Source organism: Georgenia sp. 311 (genome assembly GCF_006151955.1).
Taxonomy (GTDB): domain Bacteria; phylum Actinomycetota; class Actinomycetes; order Actinomycetales; family Actinomycetaceae; genus Oceanitalea; species Oceanitalea wutianyii.
Genome location: NZ_VDFS01000035.1, coordinates 9,643 through 21,300, shown reverse-complemented (window position 1 = coordinate 21,300; position 11,658 = coordinate 9,643). Strand labels below are relative to the sequence as shown.

Here is an 11,658-nt window from a genome sequence, read left to right as displayed (position 1 = left end):
CTCCCCACCCCTTCATGCGTCGAGAGCTGGATCCTGCACGGTGCACGATCCAGCTCTCGACGGGAAAGGGGTGGAAGGGAGGTGTGAGGGTCAGGGGACCCGGTTGGTCCAGGCGTCGTCGAGGAACTTCGTGCGCATGAGCTCCTCGGCCCGCGCGAGCTCCTCGGCGGTGTAGTCCGAGCGGCGGGTGTCGTACCGGCCCTCGAAGTGGGCGATGAACGCGTCGATGATGTCGGCCCGGGCCATCCCGGTCTGCGAGCGCATGGGGTCGACGCGCTTGTTCGCGCTCTTCGTCCCCTTGTCCGACAGCTTCTCCCGGCCGATGCGCAGCACCTCGAGCATCTTGTCGGCGTCGATGTCGTAGCTCATCGTCACGTGGTGCAGGACGACGCCGCTGGCGAACCGCTTCTGCGCGGCCCCGCCGATCTTGCCGGCGTCGGAGGCGATGTCGTTGAGCGGGACGTAGCGGGCAGTGACGCCGACGTCCTTGAGCGCGCCGAGCACCCAGTCGTCGAGGAAGGCGTAGGAGCGCTCGAAGCTCAGCCCCTCGACGAGCGAGGTGGGCACGACGAGGGAGTAGGTGATGCAGTTGCCGGGCTCCATGAACATCGCCCCGCCGCCGGAGATGCGGCGCACGACCATCATGTCGTGGCGGGCCAGACCCTCCGGGTCGATCTCGTTGCGCACCGACTGGAAGGAGCCGATGACGACGAGCGGGGCGTCCCAGTCCCAGATGCGCAGCACCGGGGGACGGCGGCCGGCGGCGACCTCCGCGGGGATGACCTCGTCGAGGGCGACGTGCATCGCCGGGTGCATCGTCCGCGGGCCGATGACGTCGAAGGTGTGGTCGGCCCAGCTCGTCGCCCGGCCGAGGGCTCGGCGGACCGCGATCCCGACCGCCTCGGCGTCGAAGCCGACCATGGCGACGTCCGGGCCGAGCGCCCCGTTCACGGCGCGGGCGAGGTCCTCGGCGCGTGCGTCGGCGGGCATCCCCTCCAGCGCGCCGTTGATGAGGGCGAGCGCCGAGTCTGGCTCGAGGAAGAAGTCCCCGGACACGCTGACGTCGCGCAACCGGTCCTCGACGACGTCGAGGTCGACCGCGACCAGCTTGCCTCCTGGCACCTTGTACTCACCGCGCACGCTGCCCACCCTAGCCCGGCCGGCGGCCCGCGCCGCGAGCGCACCCCGGCAGGACCCCTCGCGCCCCGGTGGTCAGCGCGGCGAGACGTCGCGGCGCAGGAGCCCGTAGACGACGGAGTCGACCAGGGCCTCCCAGCTCGCCTCGATGATGTCGGGCCCGACGCCGACGGTGCTCCACGAGTGGACGCCGTCGGAGGTCTCGATGAGCACCCGAGTCGTGGCGTCCGTGCCGGACTGGGTGTCGAGGATGCGCACCTTGAAGTCGATGAGCTCGAAGTCCTCGAGCTCGGGGTAGACGTCGACGAGCGCCTGGCGCAGCGCGTGGTCCAGGGCGTTGACCGGGCCGTTGCCCTCGCCGGTGCACACGACGCGGCCGCGGCCGGTGTGCAGCTTGACGGTGGCCTCTGCCTGGGTGAGGGAGATGTCCTGGCTCAGCGTCTGGACCATCGCCCGCCAGCTCTCGACGGTGAAGTACCGCGGCCGGGTGCCGTCGAGCTCCTCACGCAGGACGAGCTCGAAGGACGCGTCGGCGGCGTCGAAGGTGTAGCCCTGCGCCTCGGCCGCCTTGACGCGCTCGGTGACCCTGCCGAGCACGTCCGGTCGCCCGGACAGGTCGATGCCGAGCTCGCGGCCCTTGAGCTCGATGCTCGCCCGCCCGGCCATCTCGGAGACGAGCATGCGCATGTCGTTGCCGACGGCGACCGGGTCGATGTGCTGGTACAGGTCGGGGTCCACCCGGATGGCCGAGGCGTGCAGGCCGGCCTTGTGGGCGAAGGCGCTGGCCCCGACGTAGGGCTGGCGCCCGTAGGGGCTGATGTTGGTGATCTCGCTGATCGCGTGGGACAGGCGGCTCGACTCGCGCAGACCGTCGCCGGCGAGGGTGCGCACCCCGTGCTTGAGCTCGAGGTTCGCCACGACGGTGACGAGGTCGGCGTTGCCGGTGCGCTCGCCGTAGCCGTTGACCGTGCCCTGCACGTGCCGGGCGCCGGCCTCGACGGCGGCGAGGGAGTTGGCCACGGCGCACCCGGTGTCGTTGTGGGCGTGGATGCCGAGCCGGCCGTCCACCTGGGTGCGCACGTCGGCGACGATCTCGTGCACCCAGCCCGGGAGCATCCCGCCGTTCGTGTCGCACAGGACGGCGACCTCCGCGCCCGCCTCGAGGGCCGCGGTGACGGCGGACAGGGCGTAACCACGGTCGAAGCGGTAGCCGTCGAAGAAGTGCTCGGCGTCGAGGATGACCTCGCGGCCCTGCTCGCGCAGGTAGCGCACGGTGTCGGTGATCATCCGCAGGTTCTCCTCGGCGGACGTGCGCAGCGCCCGCTCGACGTGCCGGATGTCGCTCTTGGCCACGATCGTCACGACCGGCGCCTCGGAGTCCACGAGCGCCCGCACCTGGGGGTCGTCGTGCGGGGTGGTGCCGGCCTTGCAGGTCGAGCCGAAGGCCGCGAGCCGCGCGTGGCGCAGGTCGAGCTCCTTGGCGGCCCGGGCGAAGAACTCGGTGTCCTTGGGAATGGCGCCGGGCCACCCGCCCTCGATGTAGCCGACACCGAGCTCGTCGAGCAGCGAGGCGATGGCGAGCTTGTCCGCCACGGAGAGGTTCATCCCCTCCTGCTGCGCGCCGTCGCGCAGGGTCGTGTCGTAGACGTCGATGGTGAGCTCACCCAGCGAGGAGAGGCGCGTCGTCGTGCTCATCGTTCCCATTCCCTTGGTCCAGCGGTGACAGTCCTGCTCCCCCGGCCGAGGGGGCGTGGCGCGGGTTCTCGCCGCGGCCGGCAACAAAAAAACCTCCCGGGGTACGGGAGGTTGCGCACGTGGCGGGGTCGGTGCCGCGTGCGCTAGCCGATAATGAGCCGGAGCTGCATGGCGTCATGATGACACATGTTCGGTGACCGGGACCACGGGTCCGGATGGCGGGCGCGCCTCAGGCGAGGCGGCGCATCCAGTCGTGGGGGTCCTGCGCCCGCCCGAACTGGATGTCGGTGAGCCGGTCGAAGAGCCGGCTCGTCACCGGGCCGGCAGCCCCGTCCCCGACCGTGACGTCGAAGGACTCACCGGCGAGACGGCCGATCGGGGTGATGACCGCCGCGGTGCCGCACGCGAACACCTCGCGCACGGAGCCGTCGCGGACGCCGTCGAGCAGCCAGGTGAGCGGGATGTCGCGCTCGCGCACCTCCAGGCCCTCCTCGGTGAGGAGGGTGAGGATCGAGGAGCGGGTGACGCCCTCGAGGATGGTGCCGGTGAGCGCCGGGGTGTGGACCACTCCGTCCTCGTCGACGACGAAGACGTTCATCCCGCCGAGCTCCTCGAGGTTCGTGCGGGTCGCCGCGTCCAGGAAGCACACCTGGTCGAAACCCTGGGCGTTGGCGCGCTGCTGCGGGAGCAGGCTCGCGGCGTAGTTGCCGCCGAACTTCGCGTGGCCGGTGCCGCCGGGACCGGCGCGGTGGTAGTCCTGCGCGACCCAGATCGACACGGGCTGGAAGCCGTTGACGAAGTAGGGGCCGACGGGCGAGGCGATGACGAGGTACTCGTAGCGCTGCGCCGGCCGGACGCCGAGGAAGGGCTCGGTGGCGATCATGAAGGGCCGCAGGTACAGGCTCGCGCCCTCCGTCGAGGGCACCCACTCGAGGTCGGTCTCCACGAGCGCGCTGATCGAGGCGAGGAAGTCCTCCTCGGGCAGCTCGGGCATCGCCAGCCGACGCGCGGACGCCGCGAAGCGCCGGGCGTTGGCCTCCGGGCGGAAGGCCCACACCGAGCCGTCGGCGTGGCGGTAGGCCTTGAGCCCTTCGAAGATCTCCTGCGCGTAGTGGAGGACCGCCGCCGCCGGGGACAGCTCCAGGGGCGCGAAGGCCTCGACCCGGTGCCCCTGCCAGCCCTCCTCCGGCGTCCACGTCGCCCGGGCCATGTGGTCGGTGAACTCGACGCCGAAGCTCAGCCGCTCGAGGGCTGCCGTCCGCTGGGCCGTCGTGCGCGGGTGGGAGCTCGGCACGATCGCGTAGTCGGCGGGTGCGGTGGTCATGGCGGGCCTCCAGCGGTCCATCGGGTCATCCGCCGGGGCGGGTGCTGGTGAGTTCGGATCCGAGGGTAGCCCCTCGGGCGCCGCTGGCCGGGCGGACCCGGCCACGTGCCGTCAGGCGGGGACGGCGGCGGAGACGGCCGCCGCGAGCGCGTCGCCCACCTCGCTGGTCGAGCGGGTGGCGGTGCCGCGGTTCGCGATGTCGGCCGCCACGGCGGCCTCCACGCGAGCGGCCTCCTGGCCGTACCCGAGGTGGTCGAGGAGCAGCGCGACCGACAGCACGGTGGCGGTCGGGTCGGCCTTGCCCTGGCCCGCGATGTCGGGCGCGGAGCCGTGGACGGGCTCGAACATGCTCGGCGAGGTGCGGTCGGGGTTGACGTTGCCCGAGGCGGCCAGGCCGATGCCGCCGGTGATGGCCGCGGCGAGGTCGGTGAGGATGTCGCCGAAGAGGTTGTCGGTGACGATGACGTCGAACCGCGAGGGGTCGGTGACGAGGAAGATCGTCGCGGCGTCGACGTGGAGGTAGTCCACGGTGACGTCCGGGAACTCGGCGTTCACCCGCTCGACGGTGCGCCGCCACAGGTGGCCCGCGTGGACGAGCACGTTGTGCTTGTGGACGAGCGTGAGCTTCTTGCGCGGGCGGGCCGCGGCACGGGCGAAGGCGTCACGCACGACGCGCTCGACGCCGAAGGCGGTGTTGACGCTGACCTCGTTGGCGACCTCGTGCGGGGTGCCCACGCGGATCGCGCCGCCGTTGCCGACGTAAGGGCCCTCGGTGCCCTCGCGCACGACGACGAAGTCGACCTCGCCCGGGGCTGCCAGCGGGGAGTCGACGCCCGGGAAGAGGCGGGAGGGGCGCAGGTTGACGTAGTGGTCGAGCTCGAAGCGCAGACGCAGGAGCAGGCCCCGCTCGAGCACGCCGCTGGGGACGCTCGGGTCGCCGACGGCGCCGAGGAGGATGGCGTCGTGGCCGCGGAGCGAGGCGAGGTCCTCGGCGGTGAGGGTCTCCCCAGTCCGGTGCCAGCGGGCGGCGCCGAGGTCGTAGGGCGTGGTCCGGACGGTGACGTCCTGCCCGGAGACCACGGCGTCGAGGACCTTGAGGCCCTCGGCGACGACTTCCTGTCCGATCCCGTCGCCGGCGATCACTGCGAGGTCGATGGTGCGCGTCATGCGCGCCACCTTAGACCGCCGTCCGCCCATCGGGACGGTCGTCTCACGTAGTGACAGGTTCGCGGACGTCCTCGTGGTGCCGGCGCGGCTTGGGGTCGAGCAGCTTGAAGCGCTCGAGGACCACCGGGACGTCCGCGTCGAAGGGCAGACCCGCCTCCGCCAGCTCGGCGGCGAAGAACGGCTCGTGGACCGTGCGCCAGTGCTCGAGGGACAGGTCCCCCTCCCCCTCCGCGGCGGCGTGCTCGGCGTCCACCTCCCGGAAGGGACGCACCTCGACCTCCGTGGTGACGATGAGCGCACGGGGCCGTCCGGCGCCGTCGAGGATGATCGAGAGGTCACCGGGCACCGGGACCGGCACGCCCTGCGCCGAGTACGGGCTCTCCGCGCTGGCCGTGGCCGTCTTGCGGCCGGCGAGGACGAGGTCGAGGAGCGAGTCGGCCTCCTCGGAGCCGGAGCCGAAGGACCACGCGGGCGGCTGGACCGCCCCGAGGGCCTGCTGGCCGACGACGACGTCGAGCCGGTTGAGGCCCGCGCGCTTGCGGGCGGTCGCCCAGTAGGAGGCGACGGCGGCGTCGCGGGCGTCGTCGTGGTCGAGCTCCGGCTCGGTGTGCTCACTCATGTGCCGAGTGTGCCAGTCCCGCGGCCCGTCCGTGCGTACGCTTGGAGCAGCAGCGAACGGCGACCAAGGAGCCACGATGTCCACGCCTCCCCCTCCCCAGCAGCCCGGTGGTGACCCGTTCGGCCAGCAGCCCTACGGTCAGCAGCCCTACGGCGAGCAGCCCCACGGGTACGGGCAGCAGCCGCCCGGGTACGGGCAGCAGCCCTACGGCTACGGGCAGCAGCCGCCCTACGGCGGGCAGCCGAGCGGCGACGACCGCACCATCGCCGTCATCGCCCACCTCTCCCCGCTCATCGCCATGGTGGTGAGCGCCGGCTGGCTCAGCTTCCTCGGCCCGCTCGTCGTCTGGCTGGTGTGGCGCGACCGGGGCCCGCTCATCCGCAACGCCGCCGCGAGCGCCTTCAACTTCAACGTCACCGTGTGGGTCGTCAGCATCCTCGCCTGGATCAGCGTCATCACGGTGATCCTCATCCCGGTCGCCGTCGTCGTCCTCATCGGCATCTTCATCGCCCAGCTCGTGCTCTCGATCAAGGGTGCGATCGCGGCCAGCCGCGGAGAGATCTACCGCTACCCGTGGCAGGTGCCGATCCTCAACTGAGCCGGGGTGATGCCGGGGTGGTTCGCCCGAATCCTCCCCGGTCCCCCCTTTCCCATGCCCTGTGAACGGGCATAGCCTCGCGCTGTCCCGGCGGAGACGGGCGGGCGAGGCGGGCCCAGGCAGCCCGCCGCCGCGCACCCGTGGACCGGACGTCCCACCAGGGAGAAACGTCCGCCTTCTCTCACGCCTGGAGGAGTCCATGCGCAAGCGCACCCTGGCCGCCGGAGCGAGTGTCCTCGCCCTGACCGCCACCCTTCTCTCGGTCCCGGCACACGCCGGTGACCGGGCCCGCGAGCCCGAGGTGGTCGCGGGCGGCCTCATCGGCCCGCTCACGCTCGCGGTCGGCAACCGCGGCGACGTCTACGTCACCCAGACCTTCGCCAACACCCTGTCCAAGGTCGACCGGGCCGGGACGGTCACCAACCTCCACACCCTCCCCGGTGGTCCCGACACGGGTGAGCTCGTCGGCGTCACCTACGACCGCGGCGCGACCTACCACATCGAGAGCGACCTCAGCAGCGGTACTCCCACGACCCACGTCGTGCGGACCCGCAACGGTGAGCGCACCGTCGTCAGCGACGACCTGTGGGCCCACGAGATCGCCGACAACCCCGACGCCGGGCAGACCTACGGCTTCCGCGGCCTGCGAGGGCAGTGTGCCGCCGACGTCGCCGCCTTCGAGGAGCAGGTCGGCATCCCGCTCGACAGCTACACCGGGATCGTCGAGTCGCACGGCTACCAGCTCGACGCCCACAACGGCACGATCTACGTCGCCGACGCCGCGGCCAACGCGATCCTCAAGGTGAACGAGCGGACCGGGGACATCTCCACCGTCGGCGTCCTGCCCGGCAAGTCCGTCCGGTTCACCGCCGAGATCGAGGCGGCGCTCGAGGGGCAGATGCCAGGGGCCGACATCCCTGACTGCGTCGTCGGCAAGCAGTTCGTCGCCGAGCCCGTCCCCACCGACGTCCAGCGCGGCTGGGACGGCGGGCTGTACGTCACGACCCTCGGCGGCAGCGTCGGGGAGATCGTGCCGCTGAGCAGCGTCTACCGGGTGAGCGCCCGCGGTGGCCCCACCTTCGAGGTCACCGGCAACCTCCACGGGGCCACCGGCCTGGCCATCACCCCGACGGGCGCCATCCTCGTCGCCGAGATGTTCGGCGGGGAGGTCTCGGTCATCCCGCCGTTCCGCAACCGGGCCACGACCCTCTTCGCCGCCGACTCCCCCGCGGACGTCGCCGTCGACGGGCGCACCGTCTACGCGACGACGGGCACCTTCGGGGAGGGCGCCCTCGTGCGGTACAGCTACCGCGGCTGGTAGCACCGCCAACGCGCGAGGCGCCGGCCGGGACGTCCCGACCGGCGCCTCGTGGCGGTGCGGAGGTCAGCGCGCGGCGCTGCCCTCGGTGTAGTCGGAGTCGCGGTCCTCGACCCAGGAGAAGAGCTTGCGCAGCTCGCGACCGGTGCTCTCGATCGGGTGCTGCTCGCCCTTGCCGCGCAGGTCCTTGAACTCCGGCGCGCCGGCGTCCTGGTCGGTGATGAAGCGGTCGGCGAACGCGCCGGACTGGATGTCGGCGAGCACGGCCTTCATGTTCTCCTTCACCTCGGGGGTGATGACCCGCGGGCCGGAGACGTAGTCGCCGTACTCGGCGGTGTCGGAGACGCTCCAGCGCTGCTTGGCGATGCCACCCTCCCACATGAGGTCGACGATGAGCTTGAGCTCGTGGAGCACCTCGAAGTAGGCGACCTCGGGCTGGTAGCCGGCCTCGGTGAGGACCTCGAAGCCGTACTGGACGAGCTGGGAGGTGCCGCCGCACAGCACGGCCTGCTCACCGAACAGGTCGGTCTCGGTCTCCTCGGTGAAGGTCGTCCTGATGCCGCCGGCGCGCAGGCCGCCGATCGCCTTGGCGTAGGACAGCGCGAGGTCCCACGCGTGGCCCGAGGCGTCCTGCTCGACGGCGACGATGACCGGCACGCCGCGCCCGGCCTCGTACTCGCGGCGCACGAGGTGGCCCGGGCCCTTGGGCGCGACCATGATGACGTCGTGCCCGGCGGCCGGCTTGATGTAGCCGAAGCGGATGTTGAAGCCGTGCGCGAAGAGGAGCGCGGCGTCGGCCTTGAGGTTCGGCTCGATCTGCTCGGCGTACAGGCTGCGCTGCACCTGGTCCGGGGCGAGGATGACGACGACGTCGGCGCCGGCGACGGCGTCGGCGACGCTCGCGACCTTGAGGCCCTCGTCCGTGGCCTTTGCCGCCGACGAGCTCCCCTCGCGCAGGCCGACGGTGACGTCGACGCCCGAGTCGCGCAGGTTCAGCGCGTGCGCGTGCCCCTGGCTGCCGTAGCCGATGACGGCGACCTTCTTCCCGGCGATGACGGACAGGTCGGCGTCGTCGTCGTAGTACAGCTCAGCCACAGTGGTTCTCCCTGGTGTCGGTGGTGGATCGGGCCGGCGGGCCGGCGCTGGGTCAAGTATGGGTCAGGCGGTTCGCACGCGTTCGAGCGCGCGGTCGGTCATCGACCGGGCGCCGCGGCCGATCGCCACGGTGCCGGACTGGACGATCTCGCGGACCCCGTGCGGCTCGAGGGCCGTGAGGAGGGCCTGGAGCTTGTTGTGCGAGCCGGTCGCCTCGATCGTCACGGCGTCCGGTGCGACGTCGACGACGTGCGCCCGGAACAGCTCGACGACCTGGAGCACGGCGGTGCGCGAGGCGTCGTCGGCGCGGACCTTGACGAGGAGCAGCTCCCGCTGGACCGAGGCGTCGGGCTCGAGCTCGACGATCTTGATGACGTTGATGAGCTTGTTCAGCTGCTTGGTCACCTGCTCGAGCGGCAGCTCCGCGGCGTCGACGACGACCGTGATCCGGGAGATCTCCGGGTGCTCGGTCGGGCCCACGGCCAGGGAGTGGATGTTGAAGGCGCGGCGGGCGAACAGGGCGGAGACGCGGGTGAGCACGCCGGGCTTGTTCTCCACCAGCACCGAGAGGGTGTGACGGGTACTCATCGGGTTCCTCGCTTCACTCGTCGCGGTCCCACGAGGGGGTGAGCCCTCGTGCGTACTGGATGTCGTCGTTGCCCACGCCGGCTGCGACCATCGGCCACACCATCGCGTCCCGGCTGACGACGAAGTCGACGACGACGGGTCGGTCGTCGATCTCCATCGCCCGCTTGATCGTCGCGTCGACGTCGCCGACCGACTCGCAGCGCAGGCCGACGCAGCCGTAGGCGTCGGCGAGCTTGACGAAGTCGGGGATGCGCGCCGTCTCGTGGCCGGTGTTGAGGTCGGTGTTGGAGTACCGGCCGTCGTAGAAGAGCGTCTGCCACTGGCGGACCATGCCGAGGGAGGAGTTGTTGATGACGGCGACCTTGATCGGGATCCCCTCGATCGCGCAGGTCGCGAGCTCCTGGTTGGTCATCTGGAAGCAGCCGTCGCCGTCGATCGCCCACACGGTGGCGTCCGGTCGGCCCACCTTGGCACCCATCGCGGCGGGGACGGCGTAGCCCATCGTCCCCAGGCCGCCGGAGTTGAGCCAGGTGCGGGGGTGCTCGTAGCGGATGAACTGCGCCGCCCACATCTGGTGCTGTCCCACACCCGCGGCGTAGATGGCCTCCGGGCCGGCGATCTCGCCGATCCGGCTGATGACGTGCTGGGGTGCGACGAGCCCGTCGGCGGTCGGCGTCCAGCCGAGCGGGTAGGTCTCGCGCAGGTCGTCCAGGCGGCGCCACCAGTCCTCGATGTCCGGCTTGCCGAACTGCTCGTGCGCGGCGATGAGCTCGGTGACGAGGTCGGGGATCGTGTCGGCGAGGTCGCCGACGATCGGGACGTCGGCGTGCCGGTTCTTGGAGATCTCGGCGGGGTCGATGTCCGCGTGGATCACCGTCGCCTTGGGAGCGAAGGAGGACAGCCGACCGGTGACGCGGTCGTCGAAGCGGGCACCGAGGGTGACGATGAGGTCGGCCTGCTGGAGGGCGGCGACGGCCGCGACCGACCCGTGCATGCCGGGCATGCCCAGGTGCTGGGGGTGGGAGTCGGGCAGCGCGCCGCGGGCCATGAGCGTGGTGACCGCGGGCGCACCGGACAGGTCGGTGAGCCGGCGCAGGGCGGCCGAGGCCTGGGCGCGGATGACGCCGCCGCCGATGTAGAGCACCGGGCGCCGGGAGGTGGCGAGCAGGCGCGCAGCCTCGCGCACCTGGCGCGAGTGCGGCTTGACGGCCGGCCGGTAGCCGGGCAGGTCGAGCTGCTGGGGCCAGCGGAACATCGTGGACGACTGCTGGGCGCTCTTGGCGATGTCGACGAGCACCGGGCCGGGACGGCCGGTCGAGGCGATGTGGAAGGCCTCGGCGATGCGCGCGGGGATCTCGTCGGGGTCGGTGACGAGGAAGGAGTGCTTCGTCAGCGGCATCGTCGCGCCGACGATGTCGGCCTCCTGGAAGGCGTCGGTGCCGATCGCGCTCGCACCGACCTGGCCGGTGATGGCGACGACGGGGACCGAGTCCATGTTCGCGTCGGCGAGCGCCGTGATGAGGTTCGTCGCGCCCGGGCCGGAGGTCGCCATGCAGACGCCCACCTTGCCGGTGGCGGCGGCGTAGCCGGTCGCGGCGTGCCCGGCACCCTGCTCGTGGCGCACGAGGATGTGGCGCAGCCGGGTGGAGTCGAACAGCGGGTCGTAGGTCGGGAGGATCGCGCCGCCGGGGATCCCGAAGATGACCTCCGCGCCGACCTCCTCGAGCGACCGGACGATCGACTTCGCGCCGTCGACCTCCTCGACGATCGCCCGCGGGGCGGGCGTGGTGGGGGCGAGCGGCGGCCTCGGCGCGGTGCGGGGCGGCGCCGGGGTTGGTCCCTTGGCCATGGTGACCCTCCTGGTACCTCGGTGGTGGAGCGGCAGAGCGGCAACAAAAAACCCTTCGACCCGCGGGGGTGCGAAGGGCTGCGCGCAGCGGACCGGCTTAGCGGTTGGCTGCGCGCCGACGAAGTACGACGTCCTGCTGCATGCCGTGAACTGTAGCCCCGACCACGCCAGACCCTCCGTTCTGTCTCATATGCTGGATTCTGGTCCCGGTCCCTGGACATGGCGCGACCTCCCGCCCGCGATTCGCTGCCTCCCCGAACCGATGCCT

General features: G+C 71.8%; 10 protein-coding genes. 2 read left to right on the top strand and 8 right to left on the bottom strand.

What is annotated here, in order from left to right; genetic code table 11:
• Window positions 1-90: 90 nt before the first annotated feature.
• From FHE66_RS05900 to FHE66_RS05880, 5 genes are all read right to left on the bottom strand, one after another.
• Window positions 91-1,140, bottom strand: a complete 1,050-nt coding sequence (locus tag FHE66_RS05900; protein ID WP_139072048.1) for a biotin/lipoate A/B protein ligase family protein — start codon at window positions 1,138-1,140, stop codon at window positions 91-93.
• A gap of 72 nt (window positions 1,141-1,212) precedes the next feature.
• Window positions 1,213-2,832, bottom strand: a complete 1,620-nt coding sequence (gene cimA, locus FHE66_RS05895) for a citramalate synthase (RefSeq protein ID WP_139072047.1) — start codon at window positions 2,830-2,832, stop codon at window positions 1,213-1,215.
• Between the two features lie 229 nt (window positions 2,833-3,061).
• Window positions 3,062-4,156 carry a branched-chain amino acid aminotransferase gene (locus FHE66_RS05890; protein ID WP_139072046.1) on the bottom strand — a complete coding sequence of 365 codons (1,095 nt, stop codon included), beginning with the start codon at window positions 4,154-4,156 and terminating at the stop codon, window positions 3,062-3,064.
• A gap of 111 nt (window positions 4,157-4,267) precedes the next feature.
• Window positions 4,268-5,323 carry a 3-isopropylmalate dehydrogenase gene (locus FHE66_RS05885; protein ID WP_139072045.1) on the bottom strand — a complete coding sequence of 352 codons (1,056 nt, stop codon included), beginning with the start codon at window positions 5,321-5,323 and terminating at the stop codon, window positions 4,268-4,270.
• Window positions 5,324-5,366: 43 nt separating this feature from the next.
• Window positions 5,367-5,942 carry an ASCH domain-containing protein gene (locus tag FHE66_RS05880; RefSeq protein WP_139072044.1) on the bottom strand — a complete coding sequence of 192 codons (576 nt, stop codon included), beginning with the start codon at window positions 5,940-5,942 and terminating at the stop codon, window positions 5,367-5,369.
• Window positions 5,943-6,018: 76 nt separating this feature from the next.
• Between FHE66_RS05880 and FHE66_RS15985 the strand changes: the two genes are divergently transcribed.
• Complete coding sequence (locus FHE66_RS15985) at window positions 6,019-6,540, top strand: DUF4870 domain-containing protein (protein WP_218013628.1); 522 nt, start codon at window positions 6,019-6,021, stop codon at window positions 6,538-6,540.
• A 199-nt stretch (window positions 6,541-6,739) separates the two neighbouring features.
• The gene (locus FHE66_RS05865) at window positions 6,740-7,861 is read left to right on the top strand and encodes a ScyD/ScyE family protein (protein WP_139072043.1); all 1,122 of its coding nucleotides are present in this window, start codon (window positions 6,740-6,742) and stop codon (window positions 7,859-7,861) included.
• A 63-nt stretch (window positions 7,862-7,924) separates the two neighbouring features.
• Here FHE66_RS05865 and ilvC read toward each other — a convergent pair whose 3' ends face one another.
• The 3 genes from ilvC to FHE66_RS05850 all read right to left on the bottom strand — a co-directional run bounded on the left by ilvC (window position 7,925) and on the right by FHE66_RS05850 (window position 11,390).
• Window positions 7,925-8,953 (bottom strand): ketol-acid reductoisomerase, encoded by a 1,029-nt coding sequence (gene ilvC / locus FHE66_RS05860; protein ID WP_139072042.1) that lies wholly within the window; start codon window positions 8,951-8,953, stop codon window positions 7,925-7,927.
• Between the two features lie 63 nt (window positions 8,954-9,016).
• Window positions 9,017-9,541, bottom strand: a complete 525-nt coding sequence (gene ilvN, locus FHE66_RS05855) for an acetolactate synthase small subunit (protein WP_139072041.1) — start codon at window positions 9,539-9,541, stop codon at window positions 9,017-9,019.
• A gap of 13 nt (window positions 9,542-9,554) precedes the next feature.
• Window positions 9,555-11,390 (bottom strand): acetolactate synthase large subunit, encoded by a 1,836-nt coding sequence (locus FHE66_RS05850; protein WP_139072040.1) that lies wholly within the window; start codon window positions 11,388-11,390, stop codon window positions 9,555-9,557.
• Between the last annotated feature and the right edge of the window lie 268 nt (window positions 11,391-11,658).

What these genes read in the sequence shown, in the direction of transcription:
- cimA (WP_139072047.1), bottom strand. Translation starts at nt 2,832, where the DNA reads ATGAGCACGACGACGCGCCTCTCCTCGCTGGGTGAGCTCACCATCGAC.
- FHE66_RS05890 (WP_139072046.1), bottom strand. Translation starts at nt 4,156, where the DNA reads ATGACCACCGCACCCGCCGACTACGCGATCGTGCCGAGCTCCCACCCG.
- FHE66_RS05885 (WP_139072045.1), bottom strand. Translation starts at nt 5,323, where the DNA reads ATGACGCGCACCATCGACCTCGCAGTGATCGCCGGCGACGGGATCGGA.
- FHE66_RS05880 (WP_139072044.1), bottom strand. Translation starts at nt 5,942, where the DNA reads ATGAGTGAGCACACCGAGCCGGAGCTCGACCACGACGACGCCCGCGAC.
- FHE66_RS15985 (WP_218013628.1), top strand. Translation starts at nt 6,019, where the DNA reads ATGTCCACGCCTCCCCCTCCCCAGCAGCCCGGTGGTGACCCGTTCGGC.
- FHE66_RS05865 (WP_139072043.1), top strand. Translation starts at nt 6,740, where the DNA reads ATGCGCAAGCGCACCCTGGCCGCCGGAGCGAGTGTCCTCGCCCTGACC.
- ilvN (WP_139072041.1), bottom strand. Translation starts at nt 9,541, where the DNA reads ATGAGTACCCGTCACACCCTCTCGGTGCTGGTGGAGAACAAGCCCGGC.
- FHE66_RS05850 (WP_139072040.1), bottom strand. Translation starts at nt 11,390, where the DNA reads ATGGCCAAGGGACCAACCCCGGCGCCGCCCCGCACCGCGCCGAGGCCG.